Source organism: Ruegeria sp. HKCCA4008 (assembly GCF_013033125.1).
GTDB lineage: Bacteria > Pseudomonadota > Alphaproteobacteria > Rhodobacterales > Rhodobacteraceae > Ruegeria.
This window is the reverse complement of sequence record NZ_WQDM01000001.1, coordinates 669,648-689,663: the sequence shown is the minus strand read 5'-3', so window position 1 is coordinate 689,663 and position 20,016 is coordinate 669,648. Positions and strand designations below refer to the sequence as shown.

Annotated in this window: 15 protein-coding genes; 10 read left to right on the top strand and 5 right to left on the bottom strand. The window is 59.3% G+C overall.

Annotation, left to right across the window (positions count from 1 at the left end; all coding sequences use genetic code 11):
- The first annotated feature begins 23 nt into the window (after positions 1-23).
- Positions 24-701, top strand: coding sequence for a DUF502 domain-containing protein (locus GOW60_RS03450; protein ID WP_152458130.1), 678 nt, complete (start codon positions 24-26; stop codon positions 699-701).
- On the opposite strand, the gene GOW60_RS03445 is transcribed toward GOW60_RS03450, so the two are convergent.
- A complete protein-coding gene (locus GOW60_RS03445) occupies positions 702-1,727 on the bottom strand; it encodes a patatin-like phospholipase family protein (protein WP_171228233.1) in 1,026 nt (341 codons plus the stop codon). It lies immediately after the preceding gene.
- Positions 1,728-1,791: 64 nt separating this feature from the next.
- Positions 1,792-2,565: a 3-hydroxybutyrate dehydrogenase gene (locus GOW60_RS03440; protein ID WP_171228232.1), complete on the bottom strand. Its 774-nt coding sequence runs from the start codon at positions 2,563-2,565 to the stop codon at positions 1,792-1,794.
- Between the two features lie 297 nt (positions 2,566-2,862).
- On the opposite strand from GOW60_RS03440, the gene GOW60_RS03435 reads away from it, so the two are divergent.
- Together GOW60_RS03435 and GOW60_RS03430 are read left to right on the top strand one after the other, a co-directional pair.
- Positions 2,863-4,680 (top strand): extracellular solute-binding protein, encoded by a 1,818-nt coding sequence (locus tag GOW60_RS03435; RefSeq protein WP_171228231.1) that lies wholly within the window; start codon positions 2,863-2,865, stop codon positions 4,678-4,680.
- A gap of 559 nt (positions 4,681-5,239) precedes the next feature.
- The gene (locus GOW60_RS03430) at positions 5,240-5,479 is read left to right on the top strand and encodes a hypothetical protein (protein WP_171167900.1); all 240 of its coding nucleotides are present in this window, start codon (positions 5,240-5,242) and stop codon (positions 5,477-5,479) included.
- Here GOW60_RS03430 and GOW60_RS03425 read toward each other — a convergent pair.
- Positions 5,468-6,091 carry a helix-turn-helix domain-containing protein gene (locus tag GOW60_RS03425; protein ID WP_171167898.1) on the bottom strand — a complete coding sequence of 208 codons (624 nt, stop codon included), beginning with the start codon at positions 6,089-6,091 and terminating at the stop codon, positions 5,468-5,470. The genes GOW60_RS03430 and GOW60_RS03425 overlap by 12 nt on opposite strands.
- A 64-nt stretch (positions 6,092-6,155) precedes the next feature.
- Here GOW60_RS03425 and GOW60_RS03420 point away from each other — a divergent pair, with 64 nt between their 5' ends.
- The 4 genes from GOW60_RS03420 to GOW60_RS03405 all read left to right on the top strand — a co-directional run bounded on the left by GOW60_RS03420 (position 6,156) and on the right by GOW60_RS03405 (position 11,331).
- Entirely contained in the window at positions 6,156-7,673 is a 1,518-nt protein-coding gene (locus tag GOW60_RS03420; protein WP_171228230.1) for a class I adenylate-forming enzyme family protein, read from the top strand.
- Entirely contained in the window at positions 7,670-8,329 is a 660-nt protein-coding gene (locus GOW60_RS03415) for a DsbA family oxidoreductase (protein WP_171228229.1), read from the top strand. The genes GOW60_RS03420 and GOW60_RS03415 overlap by 4 nt, the downstream gene beginning before the upstream one ends.
- Positions 8,330-8,405: 76 nt before the next feature.
- Entirely contained in the window at positions 8,406-9,614 is a 1,209-nt protein-coding gene (locus GOW60_RS03410) for a multidrug effflux MFS transporter (RefSeq protein ID WP_171228228.1), read from the top strand.
- 58 nt (positions 9,615-9,672) lie between these two features.
- Entirely contained in the window at positions 9,673-11,331 is a 1,659-nt protein-coding gene (locus tag GOW60_RS03405) for a tetratricopeptide repeat protein (protein WP_171228227.1), read from the top strand.
- A 141-nt stretch (positions 11,332-11,472) separates the two neighbouring features.
- Here GOW60_RS03405 and mfd read toward each other — a convergent pair whose 3' ends face one another.
- Both mfd and GOW60_RS03395 read right to left on the bottom strand, forming a co-directional pair.
- On the bottom strand, positions 11,473-14,931 hold the full coding sequence (mfd, locus tag GOW60_RS03400; protein WP_171228226.1) for a transcription-repair coupling factor: 3,459 nt from the start codon (positions 14,929-14,931) through the stop codon (positions 11,473-11,475).
- Between the two features lie 21 nt (positions 14,932-14,952).
- Positions 14,953-15,477, bottom strand: coding sequence for a component of SufBCD complex (locus GOW60_RS03395; protein WP_171228225.1), 525 nt, complete (start codon positions 15,475-15,477; stop codon positions 14,953-14,955).
- Positions 15,478-15,597: 120 nt separating this feature from the next.
- Here GOW60_RS03395 and hemB point away from each other — a divergent pair, with 120 nt between their 5' ends.
- The 3 genes from hemB (at position 15,598) to GOW60_RS03380 (ending at position 19,944) form a co-directional block, all read left to right on the top strand.
- Positions 15,598-16,596: a porphobilinogen synthase gene (hemB, locus tag GOW60_RS03390; RefSeq protein ID WP_171228224.1), complete on the top strand. Its 999-nt coding sequence runs from the start codon at positions 15,598-15,600 to the stop codon at positions 16,594-16,596.
- A gap of 141 nt (positions 16,597-16,737) precedes the next feature.
- Positions 16,738-17,313: a YSC84-related protein gene (locus tag GOW60_RS03385; protein WP_171228223.1), complete on the top strand. Its 576-nt coding sequence runs from the start codon at positions 16,738-16,740 to the stop codon at positions 17,311-17,313.
- A gap of 168 nt (positions 17,314-17,481) precedes the next feature.
- The gene (locus tag GOW60_RS03380; RefSeq protein WP_171228222.1) at positions 17,482-19,944 is read left to right on the top strand and encodes a penicillin acylase family protein; all 2,463 of its coding nucleotides are present in this window, start codon (positions 17,482-17,484) and stop codon (positions 19,942-19,944) included.
- The last annotated feature ends 72 nt before the right edge of the window (positions 19,945-20,016 follow it).

The window sequence follows — 20,016 nt, the reverse complement described above, 5'->3', positions numbered from 1 at the left end:
TCCGGAAACCATTCGGAACCGCAATGAATACACCCTTCGACGAAGAGCCTCACCGCCGCCCGGGCATGCTTTCACGGCTGCGCGCGTCCTTTCTGACGGGCATCGTGGTCATTGCGCCTGTCTGGTTGACGGTCTGGCTGATCTGGTCGGTGGTCGGCTGGATAGACAGCGCGGTCCTGCCGCTGGTGCCCCAACAGTTCCAGCCCGAACAATACGTGGGCATCAACCTGCGCGGTGTGGGTGTGGTGATCTTCCTGATCTTCACCGTTCTGGTCGGCTGGATCGCCAAGGGCATTCTGGGCCGTTCCCTGATCCACTTCGCCGAAAGCGTTGTTGACCGGATGCCCGTCGTGCGCTCGGTCTATTCCGGGATCAAGCAAATTTCGGAAACGGTGTTTGCCCAGACCGAGCGTTCCTTTGAGAAAGCCTGCCTGATCCAGTACCCGCGTCGCGGGATCTGGGCCATCGGCTTTGTCTCGACCAGCGCCAAGGGTGAGGTCAGCCAACGCGCCGAAACCGGTGGCGAGCTGCTGAGCGTCTTCGTACCCACGACACCCAACCCGACATCGGGGTTTCTGCTGTTCTTCCCCGCAGAAGACGTGATCCTGCTGGACATGAGCATCGAAGACGCCGCCAAACTGGTGATTTCGGCGGGGCTTGTATACCCGAATGGAAAAGACCCGACACAGCCGCCCGAGTGATCAGCTGAACATCGCAGGCAGATCAATTGTGCTGGTCTGACCCAAATCGTCCTTATGGTTGGCAAGAAAACCATCTGCGGCGTTGCGTCCGGCCTGTTTCAGCTTGTGCAGAATGACCGGATTGGGCACGGTTTTGGTGGCAACCGACAGGCTGTTCATCAACTCGTTATCTGCAATCATGTGGACCAGCACGCGGCTCATCTCTCCGGCCGTCAGCTTGCCCTCTTTCAGCAGCCGCTGAACAAAGCTGATCGCCCGCAACTCGCGAAACAGGGATGAGTTGAAACTGATCTCGTTGATCCGGTTCTGGATTTGCTGCGGCGTGATCGGAACTTCGTCACGCTCCAGCGGATTGATGTTCACGATCACCACGTCATCCGGCAAATCATCGTTGAACAGCGGATAGAGCGCCGGATTGCCGGTATACCCTCCGTCCCAATAGGCTTCGGTCCGGTTTGTCTTCGGGTCGAAAATCTCAACCGCCTTGAACAGGGTCGGCAAACAGGCCGAGGCCAGGATGGCATCCGTGCTGATCTCGTCGCCGGTAAAGACGCGGATCTTGCCGCTGCGTACACAAGTGGCACACACAAACAGGCGCGGGCCTTCATCTGCGCACACCTCGTCGAAATTGAATCTGTCCACCACCGGCTTCAAAGGGTTGCTGTAGAACGGCCCGTACGCATAGGGCGACACCATCCGCGACCAGGCATCCCCAATCGAAAACGGCACCGAATATTCCATCGCCTGCGCAATGGCCGCCGGTTCAAGGCCGCGAAACCAGTTGGCAAAGCGCATGTCGCCAATAGCGCCCGTGCGCTTCCACAACCCGTCCAGGCGTGCCCGCGCGCCTTCGCGCCCGGAATGAACCATACCAGATTTGTAGGCCGCACCGTTCAGCGCCCCTGCGGAAGTTCCGGTAATTGCAGCGACCTCGATGTCGTCCTCGTCCAGCAGCCGGTCGAGCACACCCCAGGTGAACGCGCCATGCGCCCCACCCCCCTGCAAAGCCAGATTGATCCGCTTCATGCCGCAAACCCTTCATCTTTTCCAAAATACTCTGGGGGTGTGGGGGCAGCGCCCCCGCAAAACCTCAAAGCGCGGTCCAGCCACCATCGACGGAAATTGTGGTTCCGGTGATCTGAGCTGCCGCGTCCGAACACAGGAAGATAGTCGTTCCACCCAGTTGCTCGACCGTGGCAAACTCCTTGGACGGTTGCCGTTCTAAAAGAACGTTCTTCACAACGTCTTCACGGCTCATGTTGTATTCTTTCATCGTGTCGGGAATCTGGGACTCGACCAGCGGCGTCAGCACATATCCCGGGCAGATGGCGTTGCAGGTGATCGGCTCCTGCGCAGTTTCCAGCGCTACGGTCTTGGTCATTCCAACCACACCGTGCTTGGCCGCAACATATGCCGCCTTGAAAGGGGATGCCGTCAGACCGTGGGCCGAGGCGATGTTAACTACACGTCCCCAACCCGCCTTGCGCATCATCGGCAACGCGGCCGCCGTGGTGTGAAAGGCCGAGTTCATGTTGATTGCGATAATTGCATCCCATTTATCAACCGGGAATTTGTCGATCGGTGAGACATGCTGAATCCCGGCATTGTTCACCAGAATGTCACAAGACCCCGCCTGTTCGATCAAGGATCGGCATTCCTCGCCCTTGGACATGTCGGCCTTGATGTAGCGCGCATTGGTTTCGGTCTCTTTCGCAATCTGCGCGGCAAGCGCGTGATCTTCATCGCGATCGGTAAAGGAATTCAGAACCACATTGGCACCGGCCTTGGCCAGCTCGCGTGCGACGCCCAGGCCGATGCCCGAATTTGATCCCGTGATGATTGCCGTTTTGCCGGACAGGCTCATGTCCATTCTCCCTTAAGCGTTGATCAGGCGCACCATGCCATGCTGCACCTGCAAAGAAAACGGGGAAACATGCGGGATTGAAATACCGGTCTGAGACTTCCACAGGCAAAAAAAACGCCCGCACGAAGCGGGCGTTAAGTTATTGAGGCAGGTTTCATACAGGCAAGAAACCTATCGAGCAGTGCAACCTTTATAAGCAATTCTGCGCCTTGGTCCAAGCTAAAAGTTTGATAATAAGAAAAATCATCACTACGGTGAATACCAACAAAATAAGGCCAGAGCAGGATTGTTTCCAAAATGAGCCCGGATTTTCTCCGTCCGTTTCGATCACTTGTGGCGGGAATCGCCACCATTTTCGTGATCTCTGTCGCCCATGCAGAATCGTCTCATGGCATAGCTATGTATGGGGACCCGGCCCTACCACCGGATTTTGTGTCACTCCCATACGCCAACCCGGATGCACCCAAAGGCGGCAAAGCCGTATTCGGAAACACGGGCGGCTTTAACAGCCTGAACCCGTTTTTGCAAAAAGGCACCTCGCCATGGCAATTGCCTTTCTGGACCCATGAAAGCCTGATGGGGCGATCCTGGGACGAACCTTTCACACTTTACGGGCTGTTAGCCGAATCAGTTGAGACCGATCCGGACCGGTCCTGGGTCGAATTCACCCTGCGGGAGGAGGCGCGGTTTTCCGACGGCAGTCCGGTCACGGTCGATGATGTGATCTGGTCTTACGAAACGTTGGGCACGCAGGGGCATCTGCGCTATCGCGGTCTTTGGGGCAAGTTCGACAGTATCGAACAAACCGGCCCGCGTTCGGTGCGGATCACGTTCAATGAACCCGACCGAGAGCTTGCGCTGCTGGCCGGGATGCGTCCGATCCTGCAAAAGGCGCAATGGGAAGGCAAGGATTTCGCGGATGCGCAACTGCATGATGTGCCGATTGGAACCGGCCCTTATGTGATCGAAAGCTACGAAGCCGGGCGCTTTGTGAATCTGCGACGCAATCCGGATTATTGGGGGAACGACATCCCGTTTCGCCGCGGCACCATGAACCTTGATGAGCTGCGGATCGAATTCTACGGCGACGGCAGCGTCTTGTTCGAAGCTTTCAAGGCCGGAGAGCTGTCAGCCGTGCGTGAATTCAACGCCGACAAATGGGACACGCAATACAACTTTCCCGCCGTGCAGCGCGGCGATGTCATCAAGACCGAAATTCCGCATGGAAAACCTTCGGGAATGACCGGGTTCGTGATGAACACAAGAAAGGCTCCGTTCGACGACTGGCGCGTGCGCGAAGCGCTGATGCTTGCGTTCAACTTCGAGTTCATCAACGACACGGTAACCGGTGGTGCGCAACCAAGGATCACGTCTTATTTCTCAGGCTCCGACCTTGCGATGCAGCCCGGCCCGGCCCAGGGGCAGGTAAAAGACCTGTTGCTTCCTTTCGCTGACATCCTGTTGCCCGGCACGCTGGAAGGCTATGAACTGCCGAAAGGCGACGGGTCCGCCCGGAACAGGGCAAACCTCCGCAAGGCCGCCGGACTATTGGCCGAGGCGGGATGGACCGTTCAGGATGGCGTGTTACGCAATGCACATGGTGATGCCTTTCAGATGACTTTCCTGCTGCAACAGGGTGACAGCGAGATGGAAACCGTGGTCGAGATCTATTCCCGCGCGCTGGAGCGTCTTGGCATCCGGGTCACGACGGAACAGGTCGACAATGCCCAATATGTCGGGCGCACGTCTGAACTGGACTTTGACGTCACGACGTTCCGCCGGGCGCTTTCCCTGTCTCCCGGCAATGAGCAGCGTCTTTATTGGGGCAGCGAAACTGCTGATGCCCCCGGCACTCGCAACCTGATGGGTGTATCTTCGCCCGCAGTTGATGCCATGATCGATGCCATGCTGGCCTCAAAAACCCGCGAGGACTTTACCGCGGCCACCCGCGCGCTGGACCGGGTACTGACGGCAGGCCGCTATGTCATCCCGATCTGGAGCTTTGACATCGGGCGCATCGCGCATGTCAAAGAGCTTAAGCGCCCGGAAACTCTGCCCATCTATGGCGACGGTCCGCAGTACATGCCCGAAGTCTGGTGGTACGACGCCCGGTAAAAGGCGCAAACCCAAGACCAGCCTATGCACATGTGAAATCGGCTGGTCTTTTCCAATTGAAGTTTCCGAAAGACGGAAGCTTGAAGTTCCAGTTGTTTCATACACCCAGCGCTCAAGAAATTTCCACCAATCGGCAAATTTCAGCACATTGCCATCCCACACAAGATATCGTTTGGCCGCATTGGAAGCATCGTAATCAGCGTCCAACATCGTCACATGCAAGCGATCCGGAAAGAAACACCCACAAACAGTTTTACTTGTCTGGAAAATATGCATAAATACTGCGCATTTAGGCTTAATAACAAGCTGGCGATGACCCCGCCTCTCTGCCTTCCGGGACAATCTGGCGCTGCGGATTACAGAACAACCGGGCCCGCCACCACTCACACCAAATGTAGGCCCGCAGGTCCGTTGCGGAAACTTCGCAGCGGGCACAAATCCCCCTGAAAAAAGCGCGGTCCAGCGCTGCGACATTTTGTCATGTCTTACGTTGCGGCACCCTATCCGTACTCTGAAGCGGGGGAGAGCAGTCCTAATCGTTGCTAAGGGAAGCTCATTGATGATGAACTGGACCGATCTTACAAACGACTGGAATGCGGCATGCGAACGCGCAAAGCGGCGTTTTCCTAACCTGCGTGACAAGGACATGATGCGCGTGTTGAAGGATCGAAAAGGGTTTGAAGCCTATTTGGCCGAACGTCACCAACTTACGATAAATGAGGCGCATGAAGAGGTCGAAGATTTCCTGTTCACCGAAGGGCTGAACCGGGAATTCAGCAGAACCGCTTTAGGCAAGTGATGTAACCCAAAGGATCGTCGCGTCTTCGTCACTGACGGAAATCACGTTGTGGCCCATGCTGCCGTCGTAATACGCGCTGTCCCCTCTGCGCATCTCAACCGGCTCGTAAAACTCGGTGTACAGCTTGACGACACCGGTCAGCACATACATGAATTCTTCGCCGTCATGGCGCACCCAGCCGTCAAATTCATCCATTGATCTTGCGCGGACCCGCGCACGATAGGGCAGCATCTGTTTCTTGGTCAGGGTTTCGGCCAGAAGCTCATGCTCATAGGTTGTCGTGGCATGAGCCGTGCCGTCGCCCACACGGGTGATCGCCATGCGTCCGATCACCTGATCGCGCTGGGGCGGCGTAAACAGTTGTGGAACAGAGATCTCCAACCCGGTCGCAAGCTTCTTGAGCGCGTCGTAAGTCGGCGACATCTGCCCGTTTTCAATCTTGCTGAGGGTCGAGCGTGCCAATCCGGCCTGACTGGCGGCCTGTTCCAATGTCCATTCCCGCGCTTTGCGCAGCTCTCGCACACGTGCGCCAAGGTCCAGCGGTTCGACTTCGGTATGGTCGCCAGAGTCGCGGGCAATTCGGATCAGAGATTTGGGGTCTTGAGTGCTCATGACCCTTCTATAGGCCCGGCCAGCCACGCTTGCAACGCGGCAGGCGGCGCGATAGCCAGAGGCCATGTTGTCAATCTTCGATCAGGGGTCGCCCACACCCTGCCCCACGCCATTCAATCTGGCGGCCCATGTTCTGGGCCGCGCCGATCACTCGCCGGACAAAGTGGCTTTGTCGATATTGCACCCGAACGGCGCGCAGGACTGGACCTATCGCGATCTGAAAACTGCCGTGCTGGGCACAGGCACGGGGTTGCTGCGGGCCGGTTTGAAACCCGGTGATATCGCCCTGATGCGGTTGGGAAACACGGTGGATTTCCCGATTGCCTATCTGGGCGCAATTGCCGTGGGTATCGTGCCGGTGCCGACATCGTCACAACTGACGGAACCCGAAACCGCAAAGATGATCGACGAGCTTTCTCCGGCGGTGATTCTGCGTGATCCGGGCGTTGCCTGCGCCTCGCATTCCAAACAGATCGGGTTGGACGCGCTGAAAGCGATGCGAAGCCTGCCCCCGGCAGAATTTGACATGGGCGATCCGGAACGTATGGCCTATGTCGTCTATACCTCTGGAACCTCGGGCAAGCCTCGTGCCGTGGCCCATGCCCACCGGGCAATCTGGGCGCGGCAGATGATGGTCGATGGCTGGTATGGTCTGCGCGAGACCGACCGGCTGTGCCATGCCGGAGCCTTCAACTGGACCTATACGCTGGGCACCGGCCTGATGGATCCATGGACCATGGGCGCAACTGCCCTGATCCCCGCGCCCGGCACCGAAGTCGCGGCCCTGCCTGCCCTGCTGCGCCAGCATGGCGCAACGATCTTTGCAGCGGCCCCCGGGGTCTATCGCAAGATGGTGCAAGGGCGCGATCAGATTGGGCTGCCAGACCTGCGCCACGGCTTGTGCGCGGGTGAGAAACTGTCGCGCGCGCTGCACGAACAATGGCGAAAGGCCACCGGCACCGAGTTGTTCGAAGCCTATGGCATGTCCGAATGCTCTACCTTCATTTCCTCCAGCCCGGATCACCCCGCGCGCGGCGACGCATTGGGACAACCGCAACCGGGGCGTCGCGTGGCGATCCTTGGTCCGGACGGCCCGGTGCCGAAGGGGCAAGAAGGCACCATCGCCATTCACCGCGCAGACCCCGGTTTGATGCTGACCTATCTCAACGCACCCGATGAGGTTGAAACGCGGATGCGGGGAGAGTGGTTTCTGACCGGCGATCAGGGCGCCATGGCCGTGGATGGCCAGATCAGCTATCTGGGCCGCGACGACGATATGATGAACGCGGGTGGCTATCGCGTGTCACCGGTCGAGGTCGAAGCCGCCCTGTCCCGCTTTCCGGGCATCACGCAGGTCGGCGCCGCCGCGGTCGAGGTCAAACCGGACACATTTGTGATAGCGGCCTTCTATACGGGCCCGGAAAAGCTGGACGATGCGGCCTTGCGCACCTATGTCGAAGCCAACCTGGCGCGTTACAAACAACCACGCGCCTTCATCCATCTGCCCGCCCTGCCGACCGGCGGAAATGGCAAACTCCTGCGCCGGGCGCTGCCGGCCTATTTCGAGGCACCAACAAAATGACCCAGACCGTCAAGCTCGACATCCTGTCCGATCCGATCTGCCCGTGGTGCTATATTGGCAAGACTCAACTGGACAAGGCGCTGGCCAACGTACCCGACCACCCCTTTGTCATTGAATGGCATCCGTTCCAGTTGAATCCTGACATGCCGGATGCAGGAATGGATCGGCGCGAATATCTCGAGCGCAAGTTCGGAGGCAAGGACGGCGCGGTTCGCGCCTATGCGCCGGTGGTGGAACATGCCGAAAAGGCCGGTCTGAACATCAACTTCGAGGCCATGAAACGTACCCCCAACACGCTGGATGCGCATCGCCTGATCCATTGGGCTGGCATCGAAGGCAAGCAGAATGCCGTCGTCGACGCGCTGTTCGACGCCTATTTCGTGCAGGGTCGCGACATCGGCGACCACGAAGTCTTGGCCGATATCGCGGACAGCGCCGGAATGGACGCCGCCGTGGTCATGAAGCTGCTGAAATCAGACGCCGACCGCGAGGATATCCGCAGCCGCGATGCTCATTCCCGCAAAATGGGTGTGAGCTCGGTCCCAACCTTCATTGTCGCCAATCAACACGCAGTTCCCGGTGCCCAACCTCCTGAAATGTGGGAGAAAGTGATCGCTGAAATCATGTCTCAACTTGAGGCTTATCCTGCAGAATAGCACAGAGGTCTGTGCAAATTTCCAGTCTGGCCTATGCCGACCCGCCGTGATAGCGCGAACGGGTTAGGAGGTCTTCATGGCCAATCGCATGTCGAAGGCGGAATTCATTGCACTGATTGCAATGATGTTCGCCACCATCGCCTTTTCGATCGATTCAATGCTGCCTGCGCTGCCCGAGATCGGCGCGCAGCTCAGCCCCGATGACGTCAACCGTGCCCAACTGATCCTGACGTCATTTGTGTTGGGCATGGGGATCGGCACGTTTTTCACCGGCCCGCTTTCGGATGCGCTGGGACGCAAGCCCGTCATTTACGGCGGCGCGGCTTTGTACATTGCGGCGTCTGCTGTCGCATGGGCCAGTTCCTCACTGGAACTGGTCTTGATTGCACGCGTGGTTCAGGGCCTGGGCGCCGCAGGTCCGCGCGTGGTGGCCATGGCGATCATTCGCGACTTGTATTCGGGCCGCGAAATGGCGCGGATCATCTCAATCGCGATGATGATTTTCACGCTGGTGCCCGCGGCGGCACCGATGCTGGGCGCCGGTGTGATCGCTTTGTTCGGATGGCGCGGGATCTTTGTGTCTTTCATTCTGTTTGCGTTGATCATCATTTCCTGGATGGGCGTTCGGTTGCCGGAATCTCTGGCCCGTGAAAACCGTCGCCCCTTCCGCATTCCGTTGATGTTCTCGGCCACGAAAGAAATGTTTGCGCATCCGACCGTGCGCCTTTCGATCATGGTTCAGACCCTGTGCATGGGGGTGCTGTTCACCATGCTGACAATGGTTCAGCCCGTTTATGACGTAATCCATCACCGCGCCGAGAGCTTTCCGTTCTGGTTCGGGTTCGTGGCGCTGATGTCCGGGTCGGCCAGTTTGCTGAACGCGGCACTGGTGGTGCGTGTGGGCATGCGCCGGATGGTGACATGGGCACTGGGGGCGCAAATCCTGATTACCACCTGTGTCATGACCCTGAACGCCGCGCATCTTTCGCCGGACGCCTCATTCGCGCTGTTCGTGTTCTGGCAAACCATGGTGTTTTTCATGGCCGGCGTGACGCTGGGCAACCTGAACGCCATCGCGATGGAGCCGATGGGGCATATTGCCGGAATGGCAGCCTCGGTCATCGGATCGATATCGACGGTGCTGGCCGCTGCCATCGCCGCACCGATCGGGCTGTTGTTCGACGGTTCGATCACGCCTTTGACCTTCGGCATCCTGAGCATGTGCATTCTGGCCTTCGGGCTTATGCTGCATATGGGCCGCGTTGAAGAGCGTCTGCCAGCCTGATCTGTGCGACTCGTCAGAAACACGCTACCCTCGACCTGAACCAAGCGGAGGGCTTCTGATGCGTGAATACTACGATCTGGGCAGCTATTCCTGTCCGGTAACGACCTCCGTTCCCGAGGCTCAGCTGTGGTTCGACCGCGGCCTGAACTGGACCTATGGGTACAATCACGAAGAAGCCGTGGTTTGTTTCCAGCGCGCAGCTGAACATGACCCCCAATGCGCCATGGCATATTGGGGCGTCGCCTACGCGGCGGGACCGAATTACAACCTGCCATGGGACTTGCAGGACGAGCGGGGTCGCCGCAAGGCGCTAGCGCTGGCTTATGATGCCATGCAAAACGCCCTTCGATTGGCAGACGGCTGTACGCCCGTCGAGCAAGCTCTGATCCGAGCCCTCCCTGCGCGCTATCCGCAACGAGATCCGGCAGAGGACATGCACCGGTGGGATCACGATTTTGCCGAAGCGATGCGCGCAGCCTTCGCCGCGCACCGCGATCATGCGGACCTGCGCACGATCTACGTCGAGGCGCTTTTGAACCTGACACCCTGGAAAATGTGGGACCTGCAAACAGGCCAACCGGCAGAAGGCGCTGCAACGCTTGAAGCGCAAGAGGCGTTGGAATGGGCCATGGCCAACGATCCGGCCGCCCTGTCACATCCCGGCCTGCTGCATCTTTATGTTCACCTGATGGAGATGTCGCCCACGCCGGAAAAAGCTTTGAAAGCCGGTGATGTCCTGCGCACATTGGTGCCCGATGCGGGGCACCTGGTGCATATGCCGACACATATTGATGTGCTGTGCGGCCATTATCACAACGTGGTGCATTGGAACGAAAAAGCCTCGGATGCGGATCTGAAATATTACGAACGCGAAGGCGCGTTCAATATCTACACCGGCTACCGCCAACACAATTATCACTTCGCCATCTACGGCGCGCTGTTTCTGGGTCAGATCGAACCTGCCCTGCGCGCCAATCAGGGTTTGTGGGATACAACACCAGAGGAGATGCTGCGCATCGAAAGCCCCCCCATGGCGGATTACTTCGAAAGCTACATGTCCATGGGGCCGCACATCCTGATCCGCTTTGGCCGCTGGGAAGAGGCCAAGGCGCTGGAGCTGCCCTCCGATCCGGATCTCTACCGCACCCTGACGGCCACGACCCATTACGCCCGCGCCATCGCACATGCCGCAACCGGTGACGTTGTCCATGCCGAAGCGGAAGAGAACCTGTTTCTGGCAGCCAGGGAATGCGTTCCGGAAACACGCCGGTTGCACAACAATCGTGTGATCGACCTGCTGGAAATCGCGGGGGAGATGCTGCGCGGTGAGATCGAGTACCGAAAGGGCAATTTCGAGATCGCCTTTGCCCATCTGCGCCGCTCGGTCCAATTGGACGACACCTTGCCCTATGACGAGCCCTGGGGCTGGATGCAGCCCACCCGCCACGCGCTTGGCGCATTGCTGTTCGAACAAGGTCATGCGGCAGAAGCAGAGGCCGTCTATCGCGAAGATCTTGGGCTAGGCGGCTCGCTCAGCCGCGCTTCGATCCATCCCGACAACGTCTGGAGCCTGAAGGGGCTGTACGATTGTCTCAAAGCCCGCGGGGAAGATGTTGAAATCCGACAGGTCAAACAACGCCTGGATCTGGCTCTGGCCCGTGCTGATCGGGCGGTTGCAGCGTCTTGCTTCTGCGCGCAGGCTGCAATGCAAGTATAGGCGGGATCGCGCTGCCGCGCGATGCCTCCGGCGGTGATACTTTCAGCCAGATGAAGCTGGGATCCGTGACTTCATCTGGCCGTAAATATCCCGGGGGAGATACGCGGAACGCGCATCGGGGGCAGAGCCCCATCCTGCCTATCAACCAGCCTTGGTCTTCTTCTTTTCCGCGACCACTTTTTCAGCAAGGTCGCGGGCAATCGCAAAAGCCCCTTTGATCTTGTCGCTGTCTTTCTTCCAATCCCGGCGCACGACGATCTTGTTATCCTTGACCTTGGCCATGCCGCGCTGGTTCTGAATGAATTCAACCAATCCCTGAGGGGATGCGAACTTGTCGTTGTGGAACTGGATCGTCGCGCCTTTCGGGCCTCCGTCCAGTTTGGCGATGCCCGCCCTTTTGCACATGGCCTTGATGCGCACGACCAGCATCAGAGTATTAACTTCTTTCGGCAATTTGCCGAAACGGTCGATCAATTCCGCGGCAAAACCTTCCAGCTCAACCTTGGTCGACAGCGACGACAGACGTCGATAGAGACCCAGACGCACGTCCAGATCGGGTACATAGTCCTCGGGGATCAGAACCGGGACGCCCAGATTGATCTGCGGGGCCCATTGATCGTCAGCATCCGACAGCCCCTCCATCTCGCCCGCCTTGATCTTGGCAATCGCTTCTTCCAGCATCGATTGATAAAGCTCATAGCCCACGTCGCGCATCTGGCCAGACTGTTCTTCGCCCAGCAGATTGCCAGCGCCCCGAATGTCGAGGTCCTGGCTGGCCAGAGTGAACCCGGCACCCAGCGTGTCCAGCGAGCCCAGAACCCGCAGACGTTTCTCGGCCGTGGCCGTCAGTTTCTGCCGTGGCTTGGTGGTCAGATAGGCATAGGCCCGGGTTTTGGACCGCCCCACCCGGCCCCGGATCTGGTAGAGCTGCGCAAGACCGAACATATCAGCGCGGTGCACCACCATCGTGTTCGCCGTTGGAATGTCCAAACCGCTTTCCACAATTGTCGTCGCCAGCAGCACATCATACTTACCGTCGTAGAACGCGTTCATTCGGTCATCGAGTTCACCCGCCGCCATCTGGCCATGTGCGACCACATAGGTCAGTTCCGGCAGTTGGCTTTTCAGGAACTCCTCGATCTCGGGCAGATCCGAGATGCGCGGAACCACATAGAAACTTTGCCCGCCGCGATAGTGTTCGCGCAGCAGCGCCTCTCGGATCGTGACCGCGTCGAATTCGCTGACATAGGTTCTGATCGCCAGACGGTCGATGGGCGGTGTGCCGATGATCGACAGATCGCGCACCCCGGTCAGCGACAATTGCAAGGTTCGCGGAATCGGGGTTGCGGTCAGGGTAAGAACATGGATGTCACTGCGCAGTTGCTTCAGCCGTTCCTTGTGCCCCACGCCGAAATGCTGTTCTTCGTCGATGATCAGCAGACCCAGATTGTGAAACCGTATGTTCTTGGCCAACAGCGCATGGGTCCCGATCACGATATCGACCGTGCCCTTTGCCAGCCCGTCACGTGTCTGCTGCGCCTCTTTGGACGAGACGAAACGCGACAATTGCCGCACTTCCAGAGGGAAGCCGCGAAACCGTTCTCTGAAGCTTGCGGCATGCTGTCGAGCAAGCAGTGTTGTCGGTGCCACGACCGCAACCTGCACGCCGGACATGGCCGCGACAAAGGCGGCGCGCATCGCCACCTCGGTCTTGCCAAAGCCGACGTCGCCGCAGATCAGCCTGTCCATCGGTGCGCCCGAGTGCATATCCTCCATCACCTCGGCGATGGCGCGCAACTGGTCATCGGTTTCCTGATAGGGGAAACGCGCGCTGAACTCCTCCCACGCGTGCGGCGGAGGGTCCATCACGGGGGCTTTACGCAAAGCACGTTCCGCCGCGATGCGGATCAGCTTGTCCGCCATCTCGCGAATGCGCTCTTTCAGCTTGGCCTTCTTGGCCTGCCAGGCGCCACCGCCGAGTCGATCCAAGAGCCCTTCGTCATGGCCGTATTTCGAAAGCAGTTCGATGTTTTCGACCGGTAGGTACAACTTTGCCTGCTCGGCATATTCCAGCAGCAGGCATTCATGGGCGGCACCGGCGGCCGTGACGACCTCCATCCCCATATAACGACCAATGCCGTGATCCACATGCACCACCAGATCACCGGGGCTCAGGGATTGGGTCTCGGTCAGGAAATTCTCGGCCTTGCGGCGTTTTTTGGGTTGGCGGATCAGCCTGTCGCCCAGAACATCCTGTTCGGCGATCACCGTCAGGTCTGGCGTCTCAAAACCGTGTTCCAGCGCCCAGACAGCAAGGTGCAGGCCGCGCTTTCCGATGCGCGTTCCATTGGCAATGGGAATCGCCTTGGCCAGACCTTCATCCTCGATCAGGCCGGTCAGACGTTCGCGCGCACCTTCTGAATAGGACGCGATCAGCACCGGACCTTTGTCAAGCTTGGCGGTGATGTGGCTGGCCAGAGCACCGAACAGGCTGATGCTTTCCTGCTGACGTTCCGGAGCAAAGTTGCGCCCAATCCGCCCACCGGCATAGATGACACCCGGACCCGAGGCCTGCGGCAAAGGACTGAACTGCATGACGCGCCGATCCGCGACAGCCGCCTCCCACGCGGCATCATCCAGATACAGCAACCCCGGAGGTGTGGGTTTATAGACCGTATCCATGCGGGATCGGTTTTCCAGCGCCAGACGCCGGGTTTCGTATTGATCGGCAATCGTCTCCCATCGGGCCAGTCTGGCCGGTGTAACCTGATCATCGACGGTGATCGTGGCATCCGGCAGATAATCAAACAGTGTTTCAAGCTTCTCGTGGAAGAAGGGCAGCCAATGTTCGATACCCTGATGCTTGCGACCGGCGCTTACCGCTTCGTAGAGCGGATCATCCGTGCCCGCGGCGCCGAATTCGATCCGGTAGTTCTGGCGGAACCGCGTGATGGCCGCATCATCCAGAATGACCTCGGACACCGGCGCAAGTTCAACCACGTCCAGCTTTTCGGTCGTGCGCTGAGACACGGGATCAAAACGGCGCGCGCCGTCTAGTACGTCTCCGAACAGGTCCAGACGGACCGGGCCCGATTCACCCGGCGGGAAGATATCGATGATACCGCCGCGAATGGCGTAATCGCCCGGCTCCATCACGGTGGGGCTTTGCGTGAAGCCCATGCGCACCAGGAAGTTGCGCAGCGCGGCCTCATCTATGCGCTGATCGACACGGGCGGTGAACGCAGCTTCGCGCAGCACGTCTCGTGCCGGGACGCGTTGGGTTGCCGCATTCAATGTCGTCAACAACACGAATTTCTGCGGCATCTGGTGAACCAGAGCCGCCAGCGTGGCAACGCGGGCCGCTGAAATGTCGGCATTGGGTGACACCCGGTCATAGGGCAGACAATCCCAGCCCGGAAACACGAAGACCGGCATGTCGGGGGCAAAAAAGGCCAATGCCGCGCGCATCGCCTCCATCCGCTTGTCGTCACGTGCGACATGGGCCACCGGCCCGTTGCTGCGGGCGATTTCGTTCAGCACAAGCTGCGCGTCAAACCCTTCGGGGGCGCCGCCAACTGTCACGTGGTTCGGAGCCTTCATCGCCTCGCCTTTCAGATTTTGCTATCCCAGAACGCCAATCGAGATGTTCTGATACATGCCCCAGAACGAAGTGACCAGTATCGAGATCATGCCTATGATCTGGGTATAGAGCCGGCAGCGCGCAATGGTTTTCGAAACGGACTCGAGCGTCAGTTCCTGCCGCCGCAATCGTCGCGCGTGCACGATGTTCACCAACAGAACAAGCGTCAGTGGAAACAGAAGAAGGAACACGGCCTGCGCGAATTCGACGCCGTAATAGAAACCAAGCGTGGCCAGCCCGGTGAACAGGAAACACCCGAATGCCAACAGGATGGTGCCTGACATGTCGACGATCAACAAGATCCGGTTGGTGTGTATGCGAACGATGTCCAGAAGGTCGATCTCGACCTGCCCGCCAATGCGTCGGGCACGCACCACCAGATCGTAGGGAATGCCCATTACCCAGTGACTCGCCGAAGACCAGACAACCGCCAGCACGATCCAGAACCAGAGATTCGAAAAGCTGCGCATGTCGATGACTTCAAAGATCGAAGAGTACCAGTCCAAACCCAACCCTTTATTCAAACCACTCAGGGAGGATTGGCCACGCTGCCGCGTCCATTGATACCCTTGAGACCTTTGTGAATTCATGCCACCCAATGCACGAATGTTCAAGGAGAACGCGCCATGAAACCGACCATTGCCCCCTATCCCATGACCCGCTTTCGGCGTGCCCGTCAATCCCGGGCAATCCGCGGACTTGTGCGCGAGAACACCTTGACCACGGACGACCTGATCTGGCCCGTTTTCGTCCGCGACGGCGAAGGGGTTGAAGAACCCGTTCCCTCGATGCCGGGCGTGGTTCGCCGGTCGGTGGATCTGATTGCAAAAGCGGCCGTCGAAGCGCAAGCGCTTGGAATCCCGGCGATATGCATCTTTCCCTACACGGATTCCGCGCTCAAGACCGAGGATTGCGCTGAGGCCTGGAACCCCGACAACCTGTCGAACCGGGCGATCCGGGCGATCAAGGCGGCAGCCCCTGACATTGCGGTGATGACGGACGTGGCGCTGGACCCGTACAATATCAATGGTCATGACGGTTATGTCGTCGACGGCGAGATCGTGAATGATCAGACCATCGAAGCGTTGGTCAAGATGACCCTTGCCCAGGCCGATGCCGGTGCCGACATCATAGGACCGTCGGACATGATGGACGGCCGGATCGGGGAAATGCGCCGCGCATTGGAAGGTGCCGGGCATCACAACGTGATGATCCTCAGCTATGCCGCGAAATACGCAAGCGCTTTTTATGGGCCCTTCCGCGACGCCGTCGGCGCCTCGGGCGCGCTGACCGGTGACAAGAAAACCTATCAGATGGACCCGGCCAACTCGAACGAAGCCCTGCGCCTGATCGAACGCGATCTGACCGAAGGCGCGGACATGGTGATGATCAAACCCGGAATGCCCTATCTAGATATCTGCCGTCGTGTGAAAGACTGCTTTGGCGCGCCCACCTATGCCTATCAGGTATCGGGAGAATACGCGATGATCCAGGCGGCCGCCCAGAATGGCTGGGTCGACGGAGAAAAGGCGATGTTGGAAAGCCTGCTGGCCTTCAAGCGCGCCGGGTGCGACGGCATTCTGACCTATTTCTCGCCTCAGGTTGCCCGCATTCTGCAAGGCTAAAACCCCGAAGAGTCGCAACTTTTCGCCGACATGCCCCCTTGAGCGGGCAGCTTTCCCGTGACACAAGGCCCTAATCGGCGTATCCTTGCCGGCAAGATCGGGATCACCCGACATATCAGGCACAGTTACAGAGAAAAAACCATGAGCAGTTCCAACTCCCCCCGACTGAACCGTCGCGGCTTTGCCTTGGGCATGGCAGGCCTGTCCCTGACCGCCGCATGCGGCAACGGCGTCGGCAATTCAAACTCGGCCATGATCGACGCCCGCGTTGATGCCACGCTGACCGAAATGTACAGCCGGTACCCCAACACCGTGGAAATCGCGAACAAAGCCAACGGCATGTTGGTTATGCCCCTGATCACCGACGCCGGATTGATCTTCTTTGGCGGTGCCTATGGCCAAGGCGCGCTGCGCATCAACGGCGCCACGGTCGATTACTATTCCGCAGTTTCCGGAACCGCAGGTCTGCAAATCGGTGCGCAGCAATATGCGCATATCCTGTTCTTCATGACCGAAGACGCGCTGAACGATTTCCGCCGTTCCAGCGGATGGACAGCCGGCGCCGATATTGGATATGTGGTTGACGCAACCGGGAATTCCTTGTCCACGGACACGACAACACTGCGTTCGCCGGTGCTGGCGGTGGTCTTTGGCCAGGCCGGTCTAAAATTCGGCGCGACCGTCGAAGGCACGAAATACACCCGCATCATCCCATAAGCCGGATTACCACTTCCCCCACACACGGCCCCGTCGCAGCAAAACACTGCGGCGGGGCATTTGATTTCAACCCTTCCCGCGCAGGTTCTTGCCGCGTTCCTCTTTCGGTTAGACCGGCCATCCTCTAGTCTCTGCGCAACATTCATCTGAACAAGTATAGGGGCAGCAATGGGTCTTGTTTTCCGCTGGCTGGTGCGCATCGCTTCGGGTCTGATCATCCTGATCCTCGCCGCCATGGGCCTTGTCTATTTTCTAGCCAGCCAATCCCTGCCGGACTATGACCAAACGCTTGAGGTCGACGGTCTGACCGCCCCGGTCGAGATCGTGCGCGACACCGCCAACGTGCCGCATATTCTGGGCCAGACCGATCCCGATGTGTTCTTTGGTTTGGGATATGCCCATGCACAGGATCGACTGTGGCAGATGACGGTCATGCGCCGCACCGCGCAAGGCCGATTGTCCGAGGTCTTTGGCCCGCGCACGCTTCACATCGACAAGCTGCTGCGCAGACTGGACCTTTACGGGCTGGCCCACCGCTCGGTCGAGGTGCAGGACGATTATACCAAGGCCGCCTTGCGCGCCTATTCCGCCGGGGTCAATGCCCGCCTGACCGAGATCAACGAAGAGGCGCTGGGTCGCGGCGCACCCGAGATGTTCCTGTTCAACGCTCCGGTCTCACCCTGGCAACCGGGTGACAGCATCGCGATGATCAAGCTGATGGCGCTGCAACTGTCAGGCCACCTGAGCGATGAAGTTCTGCGTGCGCGTACGTCCCTGATGCTGAACAACCCCGAACGTCTGGCCGATATCCTGCCCGACGTTCCCGGACCCGGCATCGCGGCGTTGCCGGAATATGCCGCCCTGTTCCCAAATCTTCCGCGGTATGCGGCGGGAACGGACGTTCCCGACACACCTCTTTCGCCCCTTCCCAAACGTGGTCTGGCCGGAGCTTCAAACGCCTGGACCGCCGCGCCGTCACGTTCTGCAAGTGGCGGAACCCTGTTGGCCAACGACCCTCATTTGGGTTTCACTGCGCCCGGGATTTGGTACCTGGCACATCTTGGTCTGGAAAAAGGCGGTGTCATCGGGGCCTCGATCCCCGGTGTGCCCGCCATCATGACCGGACGCAGCGACCGGCTGGGATGGGGGCTGACATCCTCGTATCTTGACGATCAGGACGTTCATATCGAGCAGCTGAATCCTGACAATCCCGAGGAATACCTGACCCCGACCGGCTTCAAGGAATTCCAGACCCGCCCTTCGATCATCGAGATCAAGGGAGAAGCTCCGGTAACGCTGACCCTGCGCTGGACGGACAATGGGCCGGTGCTGCCGGGCACGGATTACAAGCTGGAAACCATCACGCCGCCGGGCCATGTGGCGTCGCTGTCCTGGACGGCCCTCAGCCCGCAGGACACGTCGATGTCGGCGTCCATGGCGCTGATGAACGCCGACAACGTGGAGCAGGCCATCGCGGTCGGTGAGCAGTTCATCGCGCCTTCTCAGAACCTGTCGCTGGTCGACAAGACGACCATCGGGATGAAGCTGATCGGCGCCATGCCTCGGCGTGATCCGCGAAACCAAAGCCGGGGGCGCATCCCCTCGCCCGGCTGGATCGAGGCCAATCGCTGGCAAGGCCGCCTGCCCTATGCCGACAACCCGGAATTCGTGGCCCCCGTCGGCGGTGTTCTGGGCAACACGAACAACAAGATCATCGACCGCCCCTTCCCGGATCACGTCTCGTATGAATGGGGCGATACGCAGCGCGTGCATCGCTGGGAACGCCTGATGCAATCGCGCGAGGTGCATACCCGCGACAGCTTTATCGAGGCACAGCTGGACACGGTCAGCTTTACCGCGCGGTCCCTGCTGCCGCTGATCGGTGCCGATCTGTGGTTCACCGGGGCTTCGGCCCCGGAAGGAACGCCGGAACGCCAGCGCCAGATCGCGCTGTCGCTGCTGGCGGACTGGAACGGTGAGATGAACGAACACCTGCCCGAGCCGTTGATCTATGCGGCCTGGCTGCGTGCGCTGCAAATCCGGCTGATCTCGGACGAGCTTGGGCCTCTGGCCAGTGAATACAAACATGTCGAACCGCTGTTCATCGAACGGGTCTATCGCGACATTGACGGCGCGGGTGTCTGGTGCGACGTGATTCAAAGCGCACCGGTCGAGACATGCACCGAGATGGCGCGGCTTGCGCTGGACGACGCGCTGATCTGGATCTCTGAACGATATGGCAGCGCGCTTGAATCCCTTCGTTGGGGCGACGCGCATCAGGCAACTCATGATCACCCCGTGCTGGGCTCTGTCCCGATATTGCGTTTTTTTGTGAACATTCGCCAATCGACCAGCGGCGGCGACAACACATTGCTGCGTGGCCGAACATCGGGCGAAGGGCCTGATCCGTTCCAGAATGTGCACGGCGCCGGGTATCGCGGGGTTTATGACTTTGCCGACCCCAACAGCTCGGTCTTCATTACGGCGACCGGCCAATCGGGTCATTTCCTGTCGCGCTACTATGACGATCAGGCGCAGCTGTGGCGGCGTGGCGAATACATACCCATGTCACTGGATCTTGATCTGGCCCGCGCCGCGGCCGTCGGGGTAACCAATCTGATCCCGCGATAATCCGCCTATTCGGCAAGTCCCCGCCCTGTTCGCGGGGGCATCGTGGCACCCACAGCTTTATTCGCCTAACAT

Bases quoted from the DNA above. Each gene is read 5' to 3' on its own strand.
- GOW60_RS03380 (WP_171228222.1), top strand. From the start codon at position 17,482: ATGGGTCTTGTTTTCCGCTGGCTGGTGCGCATCGCTTCGGGTCTGATC.
- GOW60_RS03440 (WP_171228232.1), bottom strand. From the start codon at position 2,565: ATGAGCCTGTCCGGCAAAACGGCAATCATCACGGGATCAAATTCGGGC.
- GOW60_RS03405 (WP_171228227.1), top strand. From the start codon at position 9,673: ATGCGTGAATACTACGATCTGGGCAGCTATTCCTGTCCGGTAACGACC.
- GOW60_RS03420 (WP_171228230.1), top strand. From the start codon at position 6,156: ATGTTGTCAATCTTCGATCAGGGGTCGCCCACACCCTGCCCCACGCCA.
- GOW60_RS03385 (WP_171228223.1), top strand. From the start codon at position 16,738: ATGAGCAGTTCCAACTCCCCCCGACTGAACCGTCGCGGCTTTGCCTTG.
- GOW60_RS03445 (WP_171228233.1), bottom strand. From the start codon at position 1,727: ATGAAGCGGATCAATCTGGCTTTGCAGGGGGGTGGGGCGCATGGCGCG.
- GOW60_RS03415 (WP_171228229.1), top strand. From the start codon at position 7,670: ATGACCCAGACCGTCAAGCTCGACATCCTGTCCGATCCGATCTGCCCG.
- GOW60_RS03410 (WP_171228228.1), top strand. From the start codon at position 8,406: ATGGCCAATCGCATGTCGAAGGCGGAATTCATTGCACTGATTGCAATG.
- GOW60_RS03450 (WP_152458130.1), top strand. From the start codon at position 24: ATGAATACACCCTTCGACGAAGAGCCTCACCGCCGCCCGGGCATGCTT.
- GOW60_RS03430 (WP_171167900.1), top strand. From the start codon at position 5,240: ATGATGAACTGGACCGATCTTACAAACGACTGGAATGCGGCATGCGAA.
- GOW60_RS03435 (WP_171228231.1), top strand. From the start codon at position 2,863: ATGAGCCCGGATTTTCTCCGTCCGTTTCGATCACTTGTGGCGGGAATC.
- mfd (WP_171228226.1), bottom strand. From the start codon at position 14,931: ATGAAGGCTCCGAACCACGTGACAGTTGGCGGCGCCCCCGAAGGGTTT.
- hemB (WP_171228224.1), top strand. From the start codon at position 15,598: ATGAAACCGACCATTGCCCCCTATCCCATGACCCGCTTTCGGCGTGCC.
- GOW60_RS03425 (WP_171167898.1), bottom strand. From the start codon at position 6,091: ATGAGCACTCAAGACCCCAAATCTCTGATCCGAATTGCCCGCGACTCT.